At 67.0% G+C, this 15,304-nt stretch carries 18 protein-coding genes; 11 read left to right on the top strand and 7 right to left on the bottom strand.

Going from position 1 to position 15,304, the window contains the following annotated elements; translation table 11 throughout:
• Positions 1–10 precede the first annotated feature (10 nt).
• From ctaD to AC3DET_RS16020, 4 genes are read left to right on the top strand one after another with little or no spacing between them, the layout of a single operon-like run.
• A complete protein-coding gene (gene ctaD, locus AC3DET_RS16035; RefSeq protein ID WP_337732446.1) occupies positions 11–1,624 on the top strand; it encodes a cytochrome c oxidase subunit I in 1,614 nt (537 codons plus the stop codon).
• Positions 1,625–1,643: 19 nt separating this feature from the next.
• A complete protein-coding gene (locus AC3DET_RS16030) occupies positions 1,644–1,778 on the top strand; it encodes a hypothetical protein (protein WP_255431468.1) in 135 nt (44 codons plus the stop codon).
• On the top strand, positions 1,775–2,353 hold the full coding sequence (locus tag AC3DET_RS16025) for a cytochrome c oxidase assembly protein (RefSeq protein WP_192199749.1): 579 nt from the start codon (positions 1,775–1,777) through the stop codon (positions 2,351–2,353). The genes AC3DET_RS16030 and AC3DET_RS16025 overlap by 4 nt, the downstream gene beginning before the upstream one ends.
• A 28-nt stretch (positions 2,354–2,381) precedes the next feature.
• Positions 2,382–3,260 carry a cytochrome c oxidase subunit 3 gene (locus tag AC3DET_RS16020; protein ID WP_192199750.1) on the top strand — a complete coding sequence of 293 codons (879 nt, stop codon included), beginning with the start codon at positions 2,382–2,384 and terminating at the stop codon, positions 3,258–3,260.
• A 126-nt stretch (positions 3,261–3,386) separates the two neighbouring features.
• On the opposite strand, the gene AC3DET_RS16015 is transcribed toward AC3DET_RS16020, so the two are convergent.
• Positions 3,387–3,608 carry a twin transmembrane helix small protein gene (locus AC3DET_RS16015; protein WP_192199751.1) on the bottom strand — a complete coding sequence of 74 codons (222 nt, stop codon included), beginning with the start codon at positions 3,606–3,608 and terminating at the stop codon, positions 3,387–3,389.
• 101 nt (positions 3,609–3,709) lie between these two features.
• Between AC3DET_RS16015 and AC3DET_RS16010 the strand changes: the two genes are divergently transcribed.
• From AC3DET_RS16010 to cyoE, 4 genes are all read left to right on the top strand, one after another.
• Positions 3,710–4,429 carry an SURF1 family protein gene (locus AC3DET_RS16010; RefSeq protein WP_488392257.1) on the top strand — a complete coding sequence of 240 codons (720 nt, stop codon included), beginning with the start codon at positions 3,710–3,712 and terminating at the stop codon, positions 4,427–4,429.
• A 142-nt stretch (positions 4,430–4,571) separates the two neighbouring features.
• A complete protein-coding gene (locus AC3DET_RS16005) occupies positions 4,572–5,153 on the top strand; it encodes a hypothetical protein (RefSeq protein WP_446538894.1) in 582 nt (193 codons plus the stop codon).
• Between the two features lie 25 nt (positions 5,154–5,178).
• A complete protein-coding gene (locus AC3DET_RS16000; RefSeq protein ID WP_488392256.1) occupies positions 5,179–6,324 on the top strand; it encodes a COX15/CtaA family protein in 1,146 nt (381 codons plus the stop codon).
• A 1-nt stretch (position 6,325) separates the two neighbouring features.
• Entirely contained in the window at positions 6,326–7,264 is a 939-nt protein-coding gene (cyoE, locus tag AC3DET_RS15995) for a heme o synthase (protein ID WP_337732441.1), read from the top strand.
• A gap of 125 nt (positions 7,265–7,389) precedes the next feature.
• Here the strand turns inward: cyoE and AC3DET_RS15990 are convergent, their stop codons facing one another.
• A complete protein-coding gene (locus AC3DET_RS15990) occupies positions 7,390–7,902 on the bottom strand; it encodes a protein tyrosine phosphatase family protein (protein WP_488392255.1) in 513 nt (170 codons plus the stop codon).
• Positions 7,903–7,912: 10 nt separating this feature from the next.
• Positions 7,913–9,640 carry a DNA primase gene (dnaG, locus tag AC3DET_RS15985; RefSeq protein WP_488392254.1) on the bottom strand — a complete coding sequence of 576 codons (1,728 nt, stop codon included), beginning with the start codon at positions 9,638–9,640 and terminating at the stop codon, positions 7,913–7,915.
• Between the two features lie 60 nt (positions 9,641–9,700).
• Between dnaG and dld the strand changes: the two genes are divergently transcribed.
• Positions 9,701–11,401, top strand: coding sequence for a D-lactate dehydrogenase (dld, locus tag AC3DET_RS15980; protein WP_488392253.1), 1,701 nt, complete (start codon positions 9,701–9,703; stop codon positions 11,399–11,401).
• 27 nt (positions 11,402–11,428) lie between these two features.
• Here dld and AC3DET_RS15975 read toward each other — a convergent pair whose 3' ends face one another.
• The 4 genes from AC3DET_RS15975 to rpsU all read right to left on the bottom strand — a co-directional run bounded on the left by AC3DET_RS15975 (position 11,429) and on the right by rpsU (position 13,685).
• Complete coding sequence (locus AC3DET_RS15975; protein ID WP_488392252.1) at positions 11,429–12,301, bottom strand: YihY/virulence factor BrkB family protein; 873 nt, start codon at positions 12,299–12,301, stop codon at positions 11,429–11,431.
• A gap of 58 nt (positions 12,302–12,359) precedes the next feature.
• On the bottom strand, positions 12,360–12,854 hold the full coding sequence (locus AC3DET_RS15970; protein ID WP_192199760.1) for a GNAT family N-acetyltransferase: 495 nt from the start codon (positions 12,852–12,854) through the stop codon (positions 12,360–12,362).
• A gap of 59 nt (positions 12,855–12,913) precedes the next feature.
• Entirely contained in the window at positions 12,914–13,360 is a 447-nt protein-coding gene (locus AC3DET_RS15965; protein WP_337732437.1) for a GatB/YqeY domain-containing protein, read from the bottom strand.
• A gap of 109 nt (positions 13,361–13,469) precedes the next feature.
• Complete coding sequence (gene rpsU, locus AC3DET_RS15960; RefSeq protein WP_002808376.1) at positions 13,470–13,685, bottom strand: 30S ribosomal protein S21; 216 nt, start codon at positions 13,683–13,685, stop codon at positions 13,470–13,472.
• 134 nt (positions 13,686–13,819) lie between these two features.
• Here rpsU and tsaD point away from each other — a divergent pair, with 134 nt between their 5' ends.
• Positions 13,820–14,857, top strand: a complete 1,038-nt coding sequence (tsaD, locus tag AC3DET_RS15955) for a tRNA (adenosine(37)-N6)-threonylcarbamoyltransferase complex transferase subunit TsaD (RefSeq protein WP_488392251.1) — start codon at positions 13,820–13,822, stop codon at positions 14,855–14,857.
• An 84-nt stretch (positions 14,858–14,941) separates the two neighbouring features.
• Positions 14,942–15,301: a dihydroneopterin aldolase gene (folB, locus tag AC3DET_RS15950; protein WP_488392250.1), complete on the top strand. Its 360-nt coding sequence runs from the start codon at positions 14,942–14,944 to the stop codon at positions 15,299–15,301.
• Positions 15,302–15,304: the final 3 nt, after the last annotated feature.

Below are 15,304 nucleotides of genomic sequence, written 5' to 3'. Positions count from 1 at the left end.
GATTACGCACATGGCCAACACCGCCGTCGATCATCATGACGATCACCACGGTCACCAGCAGAGCTTCATCGAGCGGTGGTTCTTCTCCACGAACCACAAGGACATCGGCACGCTCTACCTGATCTTCAGCTTCATCATGTTCATCATCGGCGCGGGCATGTCGGTGGTGATCCGTGCCGAGCTGATGGTGCCGGGCCTGCAGCTGGTCAGCCCCGAGTTCTTCAACCAGATGACCACGGTGCATGCGCTGGTCATGATCTTCGGTGGCGTGATGCCGGCGTTCGTCGGCCTGGCCAACTGGATGATCCCGCTGCAGGTGGGCGCGCCGGACATGGCGCTGCCGCGCATGAACAACTGGTCCTTCTGGATCATGCCGTTCGCCTTCACCCTGCTGCTCAGCTCGCTGTTCCTGCCGGGCGGCGCGCCGGCCGGTGGCTGGACGCTGTACCCGCCGCTGTCGCTGCAGGGCGGCGCGAACGTGGCGCTGACCATCTTCGCCATCCACATGATGGGCGTCAGCTCGATCATGGGCGCGATCAACATCATCGCCACGGTGCTCAACATGCGCGCACCGGGCATCGACCTGCTGAAGATGCCGATCTTCTGCTGGACCTGGCTGATCACCGCGTTCCTGCTGATCGCGGTGATGCCGGTGCTGGCGGGCGCGGTGACCATGCTGCTGACCGACAAGTTCTTCGGCACCAGCTTCTTCAACGCGGCCGGCGGCGGCGACCCGGTGATGTACCAGCACATCTTCTGGTTCTTCGGTCACCCCGAGGTCTACATCATGATCCTGCCGGCGTTCGGCGTGGTGTCGGAAATCATCCCGACCTTCAGCCGCAAGCCGCTGTTCGGCTACCAGGCCATGGTGTACGCGACCGCCTCGATCGCGTTCCTGTCGTTCATCGTGTGGGCGCACCACATGTTCACGGTGGGCATGCCGCTGGGTGGCGAGATCTACTTCATGTTCGCCACCATGCTGATCGCCATCCCGACCGGCGTGAAGGTGTTCAACTGGGTCAGCACGATGTGGAAGGGCTCGCTGAGCTTCGAAACGCCGATGCTGTGGGCCGTGGGCTTCGTGATCCTGTTCACCATCGGCGGCTTCTCCGGCCTGATGCTGGCCATCGTGCCGGCGGACTTCCAGTACCACGACACCTATTTCGTGGTGGCGCACTTCCACTACGTGCTGGTGACCGGCGCGCTGTTCTCCATCATCGCCGCCACCTACTACTGGTGGCCGAAGTGGACCGGCCGCATGTACAACGAGTTCTGGGGCAAGTTCCATTTCTGGTGGACGATCGTGTTCGTCAACCTGCTGTTCTTCCCGCAGCACTTCCTGGGCCTGGCCGGCATGCCGCGCCGCATCCCGGACTACAACCCGGTGTTCGCGGACTGGAACTTCATCAGCTCGATCGGTGCGTTCGGCATGTTCCTGACGCCGTTCATCATGGCCGCGATCCTGTGGTCTTCGCTGCGCAGCGGCAAGAAGGCCGAGGCGCGTGCGTGGGAAAACGCGAAGGGCCTGGAATGGACCGTGCCGTCGCCCGCGCCGCACCACACGTTCACCACGCCGCCGGTCATCAAGGACGGCGACCTGGCGCACGGCGACGTGACGCACTGAGACGGCCGAGCATCGCGCCATGAACGCCCCCGTGCTGACTCCCGAGGAACTCGCGCGCCGCCGCAAGGCGGTGCTGCGGACGGCGTGGGTGATCGGCGGCATCGCGTTCGCGATCTTCGTGGCCTTCATCGGCCGCGCGGTGTTGAGCGCATGAGCGCGGCCAAGTCCAACTCGGCCGGGCTGTTCAAGCTGGTGGGCGTGGCGGTGGCGGTGTTCGTGCTGACGTTCTCGCTGGTGCCGCTGTACCGCATCGCCTGCGAGAAGGTATTCGGCATCCGCCTGGAGCAAGGGCCCGGCCAGGTGGCCGCAGCGGCGGCGACCAAGGTCGCGCGCACGGTGACCGTGCAGTTCGATGGTGGCGTCAACTCCAAGCTGCCGTGGGCGTTCCGGCCGGAACAGCTGACCATGGAAGTGGTGCCCGGCGAGCTGTACGAGGCGAAGTATTTCGCCCGCAACGACAGTGAGCGCGCCGTCGTCGGCAGCGCGGTGCCGTCGGTGGCGCCGGCCCGCGCCTCGGGCTATTTCACCAAGACCGAGTGCTTCTGCTTCACGGCCCAGACCCTGCAGGCCGGCGAAAGCCGCGACATGCCGGTCCGCTTCATCGTGGACCCGGACCTGCCGGCGGAAGTGAAGACCATCACCCTGTCCTATACCTTCTTCAAGAACGACGCACTGACCGCGCAGATCGGTACGGGCAACGCGTCGCCCTCGCCGCTCGCGGCACCCTGACCACGTCTTACGCAACGGAAACAACGCCATGGCACAAGCCCAATCGCCAGACGCCAACATCTACTTCGTGCCGCACAGCTCCAAGTGGCCGTTCGTGGGCTCCATCGCCATGTTCGTCACCATGGTGGGCGTGGCCAGCTGGCTCAATGACGCGGCCTGGGGCATGTGGGTCTTCTATACGGGCGTGGTGATGCTGTGCGCCACGCTGTTCATGTGGTTCGGCGACGTGATCCGCGAATCGGTCAGCGGCCACTACAACCGCCAGGTGGACGTGTCGTTCCGCATGGGCATGGTGTGGTTCATCTTCTCGGAAGTGATGTTCTTCGCCGCGTTCTTCGGCGCGCTGTTCTATGCCCGCACGCTGGCGTTGCCGTGGCTGGGTGGCGAAGGCGACGGCGTGATGACCAACAGCCTGCTGTGGGAAGGCTTCTCGGCCGCGTGGCCGAGCGCGGGTCCGGGCCAGGTGGGTGGCCAGTTCCAGACCATCCCCGCGTGGGGCCTGCCGCTGCTCAACACGCTGATCCTGCTGACCTCGGGCGTCACCATCACCATCGCGCACCATGCGCTGAAGGCCGGCAACCGCAGCCAGCTGCTGATCTGGCTGGGCGCCACGGTGCTGCTGGGTTGCGTGTTCCTGTTCTTCCAGGCCGAGGAGTACATCCACGCCTACAAGGAACTGAACCTGACGCTGGGCTCGGGCATCTACGGCTCCACGTTCTTCATGCTGACCGGCTTCCACGGCCTGCACGTGACACTGGGCACCATCATGCTGGCGATCATCTGGTTCCGCTGCGCCAAGGGCCACTTCACCAAGGACAACCACTTCGGCTTCGAGGCCGTGGCGTGGTACTGGCACTTCGTGGACGTGGTGTGGCTGGGCCTGTTCCTGTTCGTCTACGTGCTGTAAGGGACGGGACAGGTGATCCGGGATTCGTGATTCGCGACAGCGAACGCCGTATCCAGCAAAAAGCGACGGAAGCCCGTCGCTTTTTTGCTTCTGCGAACCAGGAATCGCGTTCCACGCCTCACGGCGTCAGCCGGGATTGACCCCATGCGGGGTGATCCATCCCATGTAGATGGCCAGGACGACCAGCAGGATCAGGCCCACGGACAGCGCTATGCGACGGGTCAGCGCATTGACGGTGCGCTTGCTTTCGCCCTTGTCCACCAGCATGTAGTACAGGCCCGCGCCCAGGTTCCAGACGATGAGGATGAGGAAGGCGATGATCAGCAGGGTTTTCAGCGAATCGTTCATGGCGTCCTCGACGGGGCCCGGGCGGTGAGGCGCGCATTATCGCTCCCCCGGCGTGAGCCGAAGGTGGGTGCGACATTCGGACGCAGTGCGTGAGCCGGCACATGCCGCTGCCGGTCGGTTGGACGCTGGCCGTGCTGGCCATGTCGTTGTTCTGCAGCCTGGGCGCCTGGCAGTGGGGCCGGGCCGAGCAGAAGGAGGCCATGCTGGCGGAGACCGCGCGCGTACTCGCGGAGCGTCGCCCGCAGCCGCTGGCACTGGCGGAAGATGCGGGCCGCACGCAGTCCTACGACTGGGCCGGTGGCGAAGGCGAGTTCCTGTCAGGACCGGCGATCCTGCTGGACAACCAGACGCGCGACCGGCGGCCCGGCGTGCGCGCGTATCGCGTCTTCCAACCCGTCGACGCTGCTCCCTTGCTGGTGGAGCTGGGCTGGTTGCCCGTGCCGGGAAACCGCGCGATGCCGGCCGTGGCACCGGTGGCCGGGCGGCAGCGCCTGTCGGGACTGCTGGTGCCGCCGCCGTCGGAAGGCATCGCGCAGGCGCCGCCCGCCGTGCAAGCCGACGGCAGTCTGTTGGTGATCGCGCTGCAGCGTGAGGAGCTGGCGCAGGCACTGAAGCTGCCGGCATTGGCGCCCCGCCTGCTGAAGCTGGACCCGGACCTGCCGTTGGGCTATGCCCGCGACCTCGACGTCCTGCCCAATACGCTGCCGCCGGAGCGCCACATCGGCTACGCGGTGCAGTGGTTCGGGTTGGCCGGTGCGGTGCTGGTCACTGCGCTGCTGCTGACCTGGCGCAGTCGGAGAGGCGCGCGAAAGGGCTTGTAAGTGCCGGGTGGACAGGTCCTGCAGGGAATCGCAAAGAACGTGGTTCGACAGGCCCGCCCCGAACGGCCTTCAAGGGGCTTTGCCTGCTGGACGGTGTCGCCCCGCGTTGCCAGAGGGGCAATGATCGCCCGGGCGTGAGAAAATGACGTCCATGGACCCAAAACCATTCGATCCCGCCCAGCGGCGTCGCGGGCGGTGGATGCTCGTCGCCCTGTTCGCCCTGTTCTTCGGCACCGTGTTCGGTGCGGGCATCCTGCGCTTCTCCGGCTGGCAGCCGGCGACGCACAAGAACCACGGTTTGATGTTGCAGCCGCCTGCGGACGCGCGAAGCATCGCGCCGATGCTCGCGGACGGCAGCGCCTACGACTGGAAGCCCGCCGAACGCCGCTGGCGCATCGTCGCCGCGCCGGCACCGGGGTGTGCGGAGGCTTGCCTGAAACTGGCGCAGGACCTGGACAAGGTGTGGCAGCTGTTCGGCCACAACGCCGACGAAGTCGACATCCTGTGGGTCGGCGACTACCCGGACGGGGCGCCGAAGCACAGCGCGCTGCGCCTGGTGCGCTCGGATGACCCGCTGCGTGGCCTGCTGCCGCAGGTGGACGATCCGGCCGGCACGCCTGTGTACGTGATCGACCCGCACGGTTTCGTGATCCTGCGCTATGCCCCGGGCTTCGATCCGGCCGGCCTGCGCACGGATGTCTCGAAACTGATCAAGCTCATCTGAGCGCTCGCCCGAACTGCAGACGATGATGAACGCTGTCGCACGTCCCGTGATCTACCGACATTTCCATAGAATCGCCTGGCTGGCGGTCGCCCTGACGCTGTGCGTCGTGGTGTTCGGCGCCTTCGTGCGCCTCTCCGATGCCGGCCTGAGCTGCCCCGACTGGCCCACCTGCTATGGCCGGGCCGCATGGCCGGGCGCGGTGAACGAAGCGGCCTCGCACGCGGCCAGCGACATCCGGCCGTTCGAGACGCACAAGGCATGGCGCGAGCAGGTGCACCGCCACATCGCCGCCTCGCTGGGCGTGCTGGTGCTGGTGCTCGCACTGCTTGCTGCACGCCGCCGGCGCTGGGGCATCGCGCAGATCCTGGTCGCCGCCGGCCTGGTCGGCGCGGCCATCCCGCTGTACATGCATGGCCAACACGGCGCGGCTTCAGCGCTCGCGATCCTCGGCGAAGCGATCCTGCTGCTCGCCGCGCTGCGCTGGTCCAACATCGACCTGGCACGCGCGGGCGCGCTGACGCTGGCGGTGATCATCTTCCAGGCGCTGCTGGGTATGTGGACGGTGACCTGGCTGCTCAAGCCCATCGTGGTGATGGGCCATCTGATCGGCGGGCTGACCACCTTCTCGTTGCTGGTGTGGATGGCGTGGCGGGCGACCGACCGGCCGATCACGCTGGCCGACGCGACCGTGCTGCATCGCTGGCTGATCGGCGGCCTGGTGCTGCTCGGCATCCAGATCGCGCTCGGTGGCTGGGTCAGCGCGAACTACGCGGCGCTGGCCTGCGGACTGGATTTCCCGAAGTGCGTCGGCCAGTGGTGGCCGCCGGCGGATTTCGGCGAGGGCTTCGTACTGTGGCGCGGCATCGGCGTGGACTATGAAGGCGGCGTGCTGGATGGCGCTTCGCGCATCGCGATCCAGATGACCCACCGCATCATGGCGGTCGTGGTGGCGTTCTATGTGCTGGCGCTCGCGTGGCGCCTGTTCCGCACGCCGGGCATGCGCAGCTGGGCGTTGACGCTGCTGGTGCTGATCACCGCGCAGGTCACGCTGGGCATCCTCAACGTGAAGCTCAACCTGCCGCTGCCGGTCGCAGTGGCGCACAACGGTGGCGCGGTGCTGCTGCTGTTCACCCTCGTATCGCTGACCGCGCGCCTGCGCAGGCCCGACTGACATGGCCTCGACGTTCCGCCAGTACTGGGCGTTGACCAAGCCGCGCGTGGTGGCGCTGATCGTGTTCACGGCCATCGTCGGCATGTTCCTCGCCATCGATGGCCTGCCCGACGGCGCGCAGGTGTTGCGCGGCGGGTTGGGTTTCCTCGGCATCTGGCTGGCGGCTTCCAGCGCGGCCGCCATCAACCAGCTGCTGGATGCGCGCATCGACGCGAAGATGGCGCGCACCTCATGGCGCCCGCTGGTGCAGGGCCAGGTGAAGCCGTGGCAGGCGCTGGTGTTCGCGCTCGCGCTTGCCGCGCTGTCGATGGCCATCCTGGTGCTGTGGGTCAACACGATCACCGCGATCCTGACCTTCGCTTCGCTGATCGGCTACGCGGTGATCTACACCGTGTTCCTCAAGCGTGCCACGCCGCAGAACATCGTCATCGGCGGCATCGCCGGCGCAGCACCGCCACTGCTCGGCTGGGCCACGATGACCGGCATGCAGGGCGAGTGGGACTGGCCGCACGCGCTGCTGCTGGTGCTGATCATCTTCGTGTGGACGCCGCCGCATTTCTGGGCACTGGCGATCTTCCGTCGCGAGGACTACGCGCGCGCGCTGGTGCCGATGCTGCCGGTGACGCACGGCGTGACCTATACGCGCTGGCAGATCCTGTTCTACACGGTGCTGCTGGTCGAAGTGACCGTGCTGCCGGTGGTATTCGGCATGAGCGGTTTCTTCTACCTGGGCGGCGCGCTGGTGCTGGGCGCGGTGTTCCTCTGGTACGCGTGGCGCCTGCTCGATCCACCGGACGAGTTCTTCGCCATGCGCGTGTTCAACTACTCGATCGTCTACCTGATGGCGCTGTTCGCGTTCCTGCTGGTGGACCACTGGGTGATGCCGCTGCTGCAACCGGCCGCCTCGGCTGCCGGTATCGAGTTCGTGCCGGCGGGATAGCTCGGGGCGATCGATCTTCCTGTGTGGGAGCGACGCAAGTCGTGATGCCGAAGACTGGGCACTCAAGGCATCTGAGACCTCATCGAAAAGCGATCGCGACTTACGTCGCTCCCACGGAGAGGGGGTCAGTCGGCAGTCGTATTCCCTGTCTGCTTCGGCGGTGCCAGCCGCTCCACCACCGCCGGCTCCAGCGACTTCAACCCTGCCACGCGACCCAGCGCGAGGGCTTCTTCCGTCGATGCACCGTCAACCTGGGCAGCGCCGAGGGCGAGCAGGGCGCCGACGCGATTGCCCGAGGCGCAATGCAGCAACACCTCACCTTCCCTTTGTTTCAGCAGGGCGTGCAATGCCTTTGCGTTTTCCGGCGTGAGGTCGTCCTTGCCGGTGATGGGCATCGCGACGTATTCCATGCCCAGGCGGCGCGCTTCAGCGGCCTCGTCGTAGCCCCGTTCCTCCTGCGACCCGCGCAGGTCGATGACCGTGCGGACGCCCTGCGCATGCAAGCGGGCAAGATCATCCAGCGCGGGCTGGCCGCCGGTATGCAGGCCGGGACGCGGCTGGGTGAATTCCGCCGCCAGCGTGGAGAGCGAGGTGCCGTACAGCAGCGTGGCGAACAGGCAAAACGCGAAACGTGTCATCACGGACTCCTCAGTGGCGGCCGATGCGGGCCTGCAGCAGGGTGCGCAGTTCGTACTTGTCGGCTTCGTCCAGACCCATGCTGCGCTGCTTGGCCTGGAGTTCGTCCAGACGCTGCTGCAGCATCTGCTTCTCCAGTTGCACGGCGGCATCGAGGACTTCGAGACGCCAGTTGTCTTCGTCGCCGGGCAGTTCCTGCATCGCCAGTTTCTGCAGCGCGACGACCTCCTCGCGCTCGGCGAAGTGCTCCAGCAGCGCCCCGGTGGTGATATCGGGCCGCGCGTGCACCAGCGCGATCACCTCCAGCAGCAGGTCCATGCCAGCCAGCCGCAACGCCGAGAAGCCGTGCGTGGATTCGATCGACAACGCCAGCGCCGGCTTGTGCAGGAGTCGCACGATCATGCTGCGCACGAGGCTCGGTTTCTGGCCGGCCTGTGACGGCGCAGGACGGCGAGCAGGCAGCGGCGCGGTCGGTGCCGTGCTGCCGGCACCCACGCCGGTGATCTCGGTGAGGCGCTGCCGCATCAGGTCGCCGAACGCGCCGTCGGGGATCTGCGCCAGCAACGGCCGCGCGCGTTCCGCGAGGCGCGCCTTGCCGTCGAGCGTGGACAGTTTGATGTCCTTGCCCATCTCTTCGAAGAAGAATTCCGACAGCGGCATCGCCTGTTGCAGGCGTGCGTCGAAGCCAGTCGCGCCCTCCTGCCGCACGATGGTGTCGGGATCCTCGCCATCGGGCAGGAACAGGAAGAACGCCTGCCGTCCGTCCTTCATGCGCGGCAGCACCGATTCCAGCGCTCGCCATGCGGCACGCTGGCCGGCCGCATCGCCGTCGAAACAGAAGTACACGTCCGGCGCATTGCGGAACAGCAACTCGGCATGCTCGGGCGTGGTCGCGGTGCCCAGCGTGGCGACGGCTTCCTTCACGCCGAACTGGAACAGCGACACCACGTCCATGTAGCCCTCCACCACCACCAGCCGCGCGATCTTCTGGTTGGCCTGCTTCACCTGCCACAGGCCGTACAGCTCGCGGCCCTTGTGGAACAGCGCGGTCTCCGGCGAGTTGAGGTACTTCGGCCCGTCGTCCTTCTGCAGCACGCGGCCGCCGAAGGCGATCACGCGACCGCGGCGATCGTGGATGGGGAACATCACCCGGTCGCGGAACTTGTCGTAGACGTGGCCGCGATCGTTCTTCGAGAACAGGCCGGCGCGGTCGAGCAGCTTCATCCGGCGCTCGTCGGTGCCCAGTGCATCCTTCAGCGCGGAGTAGCCATCCGGCGCGTAGCCGATCATGAACTGCGTGCGGATCGCCGCATCCACGCCGCGGCCATCGAGATAGGTCTTCGCCTTCTCGCTGGTGTCGAGATTGCGCTGGAAGAAGCGTGCGGCGGCTTCGAGGGCGTTGAACAGATCGCGGGTATCGTTGTTCTCGTTCCGTTGCTGCGTTTCGCGTGGCACTTCCATGCCGCTGCGGCGCGCCAGTTCCTCCACGGCATCCAGGAACTCGAGGCGGTCGTAGTTGATCAGGAACGACAGCGCGGTGCCGTGCGCGCCGCAGCCGAAGCAGTGGTAGAACTGCTTGGTCGGCGAGACCGTGAACGACGGCGAACGTTCATCGTGGAACGGGCAGCACGCGGAGTATTCCTTGCCCTGCCGCTTCAATGGCACGCGCGCGCCGACCACCTCGACGATATCCGTCCGGGCGAGCAGTTCGTCGATGAAGGCGTCGGGGATGCGGGCCATGGGCCACATAGGATGCCATGCCGGGCCGGCACACCGTCGGGGCGCGTTACCATGCGGTACATGTCCTCCGCCCCCTCTTCCGATGACGCCCTGCTGGCCCGGTTGCGCAGTGCGGTCGGGACTTCCCATGTGCTGACCGGCGCCCGCGCCACGCGACGTTTCCGGCGCGGTTACCGCTTCGGCGAAGGGCCGGTGCTCGCGGCGGTGCGCCCCGGCACGCTGCTGGAACTGTGGCGGGTGCTGCAGGCGGTGGTGGACGCGGGCCGCATCGTGCTGATGCAGGCGGCCAACACGGGCCTGACCGGCGGCTCCACGCCGGATGGCGACGACTACGATCGCGGCATCGTCCTGGTCAGCACCCTGCGCCTGACCGGCGTGCAGCTGATCGACGAAGGGCGGCAGGTGGTCTGCCTGCCGGGCGCGACGCTGGATGTACTGGAGAAGGCGCTTGCCCCGCTGGATCGCGAGCCGCATTCGGTGATCGGCTCTTCATGCATCGGGGCGTCGGTGCTGGGGGGCGTCTGTAACAACTCAGGCGGCGCGCTGGTGCGGCGCGGGCCGGCCTACACCGAACTGGCCCTGTTCGCGCAGGTGGATGTTGAAGGCAGGCTGCAGCTGGTCAACCATCTCGGCATCGCGCTGGGCGACACGCCCGAAGACATCCTGTCGCGGCTGCAGGCGGGCGACTACGGCCAGGGCGACATCATTCGCGACCCGGCGCGCGCGGCATCCGATCCGCACTACGCCGCGCATGTGCGGCAGGTGGATGCGCCCACCCCGGCCCGCTACAACGCCGATCCCTCGCGCCTGCATGAAGCGTCCGGCTGTGCAGGACGATTGGCCGTGTTCGCCGTGCGCCTGGACACCTTCGAGAAAGAGGCCGCGTCGGTCTTCTACATCGGCAGCAACGATCCGGACGATCTCACCGCGGTGCGCCGGCACATGCTGACGGCCTTCGAACGCCTGCCCATCTCGGGCGAGTACCTTCATCGCGATGCGTTCGACATCGGCGACCGCTATGGCAAGGACACCTTCCTGCTGATCGAACGCTTTGGCACCGACAAGGTGCCCGGGGCCTTCGCGCTGAAGAGCCGCCTGGATGGCTGGTGCGAACGCATCGGCCTGGGAGGCCTGACCGACCGGCTGCTGCAGGCGGTGACGTCGCTGCTCCCGGACCATCTGCCGCCGCGCCTGCGTGCCTGCCGCGACCGTTTCGAGCATCACCTGCTGCTCAAGGTGTCAACGCGCGATGCGGAGGCCACGCGTGCGTTCCTCGAACACTTCTTCGCCGCACGCGCGGGCGGTTTCTTCGCCTGCGATGCCGACGAGGGACGCAAGGCCTTCCTGCTGCGCTTCGCCGTGGCGGGTGCGGCGGTGCGCTACCGCGCCGTGCATCGTGCACAGGTGGAGGACATCGTCGCGCTGGATGTCGCTCTCCGTCGCGATGATCGCGACTGGGTGGAGGCATTGCCTGTGGACGTCGCGGACACGATGGTGGCGCGGCTGTACTACGGGCACTTCTTCTGCCACGTATTCCACCAGGACTACATCGTGAGGAAGGGTGTGGATCCGCTGGCCGTCGAGCACCGCCTGTGGGACCTGCTGGACGCACGCGGCGCCGAGTATCCGGCCGAACACAACGTCGGCCACCTCTATCGCGCCAAGCCGCCGCTGGCCGATTTCTACCGGCGACTGGATCCGACCAACACGTTCAATCCCGGTATCGGGATGACCAGCAGGCACGCCGGATGGAAGGACTGAGTGGAGGGGAGCGACCGCCTGCCTTCCTCACTGGTCCCTCCCCGCTCTCCGCTCATCGATGACCGCCGTGAGCAGCGCGCCGATGAAGAACACCACGCTGGCGTAGTAGATCCACACCAGCAGCAGGACCAGCGCCCCCATCGAACCGTACGCGCTGCCGGGCGCGGCCTGGGCGAGGTACAGGCCGATCAGGTAGCGGCCGGTCGCGAACAGCACCGCGGTGATGGCGCCGCCCAGGAATGCCTGCCGCCATGCGACGCGCCGGTCCGGCAGGTAGTGGTAGAAGAACGCGAATGCGAGCGTGTACAGCAGCAGCGTGGTGGCGTAGCCGAGCATGGGCAGCAGCGAAGGCAGCCGGGCGAACACCACCTGCAGCGCGGTGGTGGCGATCATGGACACGATCAGCAGGAAGCCGATGGCCAGCACGACACCGAGCGAGAACACCCGTTTCATCAACCATGCGGGCAGGCCGTTGAGGCGCTGCGCATCGGTGCGGAATATCAGGTTCAGCGCGCCCTGCAACTGCGCGAACACGACGGTGGCGCCGACGAACAGCAACGCCGTGCTCCACCATCCCGCCAGCGAGCCCACATCCGGCCGGTCGCTGGCGTTGCGGATCACCGTCTCGGCGACCGTGGCGGCGCTGGGGCCCGCCAGCTGGTGAATCTGGTCGAGCAGCGACTGTTGCGCCGGCGGGTAGAGCGAGGCCGTCAGCCAGAGCAACAGGACCAGCAGCGGTGCAAGCGACAGCAGCGCATAGAACGACAGTGACGCTGCCTGCGTCATCAGGTCGGTCTCGATGAAGCGCCGGCCCAGCGCGACGGGCAGGCTGCGGCTGGCGCGTTCGCCGGCATCGCGTGCCAGCGTGCGCAAGGTGGCGAGGTCGTTTCGACGGGGCATGCGCCGAGGGTGGCGTACGCCGTGTCAGCGGTGCGTTAGGGTTGCGTGGCGGTGGTGTTCATGCGTCCGCGCCGGCGAGGGCATGCAAGGCGGCGCCACTGACGCGTTGCACCGTCCATTCGTCCAGACCGACCGCGCCCAGACTGCGGTAGAGGCGGATCGCGGGTTCGTTCCAGTCCAGTACCGACCATTCGAAGCGGCCGCAGCCACGTGCGACGGCCAGCTGTGCGAGATGCACCATCAGCCGCCTGCCGAGACCGAATCCACGGTAGCGCGGCAACACGAACAGGTCCTCGAGGTACAGCCCGGGCTGGCCGAGGAACGTGGAAAACGAGTGGAAGAACAGCGCGAAACCGGCGGGCGTGCCATCGGCCTCGGCGATCACGACTTCAGCGGCGGGACGTTCGCCGAACAGGTGGGTTTCGAGCAGGGCGGGCGTGGCGACGGCCTCGTGGGCGAGTTTTTCGTACTCGGCCAGCCCGCGGATGAAGGCAAGGATCTGCGGGATGTCGGCGCGGGTGGCCGGGCGCAGGGTGATGGCAGGGGTATCCATGGCGCGAGGATGCCACGGATGGGGCAAGGCGCCAGGATGCCTGGCGCCCCGCGGCGGGCTCAGCCCGCGAGCTTCTTCTTGATCAGCGCGGAGACCTGGCCCATGTCGGCCTGGCCAGCGAGGCGTGGCTTCAGCACGCCCATCAGCTTGCCCATGTCGGCCGGACCGGTGGCGCCCGTCTCGGCAATGGCGGCCTCGATGGCGGACAGGATCTCGGCTTCGCCCAGCTTGGCCGGCAGGTAGGCTTCGATCACCACGATCTCGGCACGCTCGATGGCGGCCAGGTCCTCGCGGCTGGCGGCTTCGAACTGGCTCACCGAATCCTTGCGCTGCTTGACCATCTTCTCCAGCACGGCCAGCACGGCGGCGTCGTCCAGTTCGATGCGCTCGTCCACTTCTCGCTGCTTGATGGCGGCGTTGATCAGGCGGATGACAGCCAGGCGGTCTTTCTCGCCGGCCTTCATGGCGGCCTTCATGTCATCGGTGAGCTGCTGTTTCAGGGACATGGCGTACTCCGGGGGAATGGGGGCGGGGAAGGCGTGGGGCGGCCGGAAGCCAAAAACACAAAAAGCCGGCGACGCTCGCGCGTGCCGGCTTCTTGCGAAGCGACGCGGCTCAGTACAGGCGCTGGCGCTTGGTGACGTCGCGCGAGCTGCGACGCAGCTGACGCTTCACCGCAGCAGCGGCCTTGCGCTTGCGCTCCTGGGTCGGCTTCTCATAGAACTCGCGCTTGCGGGTTTCGGCCAGGACGCCGGCCTTTTCGCAGGTGCGCTTGAAGCGACGCAGCGCAAACTCAAACGGCTCGTTTTCGCGGACTTTGACGCTGGGCATACGTAATCTCGGTGAAGTAAACGGCCCGGGCATACCGGGTGAGCCGCGTATTATAGCGGCTGCCTCCGGCGCTGCAACCCACCCTGCTAACGGCCCGGCTTGCCCTCTCCCTCCCTGAGCCCCAGATCCCGGTCATGAAAGTCCTCGGCATCGAAACCAGCTGCGACGAAACCGGCGTGGCCGTCTACGAAACCGGCCTGCCCGGCACGGCGGGCCTGCGCGCCCATACGGTCTACAGCCAGATCGCTTTGCATGCCGAATACGGCGGCGTGGTTCCGGAACTGGCCAGTCGCGACCATGTGCGGAAGCTGCTGCCCTTGATCCGGCAGACCCTTGCCGAGGCGGGCATGACCACCGCCGATCTGGACGGAGTGGCCTACACCGCCGGGCCCGGACTGGTTGGCGCGCTGCTGGTCGGGGCCGGGGTGGCCCGCTCCCTGGCATGGGCGCTGGACGTGCCTGCCGTCGGCGTCCACCACATGGAAGGCCACCTGCTGGCGCCCCTGATGGAGGACGACCCCCCGGAACCGCCGTTCGTGGCCCTGCTGGTCTCCGGGGGCCATACCCAGCTGGTGGCGGTGGACGCCATCGGCCGCTACCGTCTGCTGGGTGAAACGCTGGACGATGCGGCCGGCGAAGCCTTCGACAAGACGGCCAAGATGATGGGTCTGCCTTACCCCGGCGGGCCGCAGCTGGCGGCGCTGGCCGAGCAGGGAACCGTTGGCAGGTTCAGGTTCGCCCGGCCGATGACCGACCGACCGGGTCTGGATTTCAGCTTCTCCGGCCTGAAGACGCAGGTACTGCTGGCCTGGCGCGACAGCGACCAGTCGGAACAGACCCGCGCCGACATCGCGCGCGGCTTCGAGGATGCGGTGGTCGATACGCTGGCGATCAAGTGCGAACGCGCACTGGACGCAGCCGGCAGCGATGTCATCGTCATCGCCGGTGGTGTGGGCGCCAACAAGCGCCTGCGCGCCAAGCTGCAGGAGATCGCGGCGAAGCGCGGTGGCCGTGCATGCTTCCCGCGCCCGTCGCTGTGCACCGACAACGGCGCGATGATCGCGTTCGCTGGCGCGCTGCGCCTGCAGGCGGGCCAGCACGAAACGCCGGAAGTGAAGGTGGTGCCGCGCTGGGACATGGCGGCGCTGCCGCCCGTGATTCGGAATTTGTGATTCGTGATTGGTAAAAGCCGGGACTCCACGTAGCCTGTGTCCCATCAATCATCCATCACCCATCACCCATCACGGCTTTCATCCATGGACACCGTTTTCATCGAAGACCTGCGCATCGAGACCGTCATCGGCATCTACGACTGGGAGCGGGAGATCCGCCAGACCGTGGCGCTGGACGTGGAGATGGCATTCGACAACCGCGTGCCCGCCGCGCGCGATGACATCGCACTCACGCTGGACTACAAGGCGGTGTCGAAGCGGCTGATCTCCTTCGTGGAGGAAGCGAGCTTCGGTCTGGTCGAGACCCTCGCGGAACAGTGCGTGGCGATCATCCGCGACGAATTCGGCGTGGCCTGGGTTCGGTTGAAGCTGAGCAAGCCCGGTGCGGTCACCGGTGCGCGCAACGTCGGCGTGCAGATCGAACGCGGCACACGCCCGGCCTGACGT

The organism is Pseudoxanthomonas sp. 97-1-1 (genome assembly GCF_057773125.1).
The sequence above is the reverse complement of the archived record's forward strand: the minus strand, read 5'-3'. Positions and strand labels throughout refer to the sequence as shown.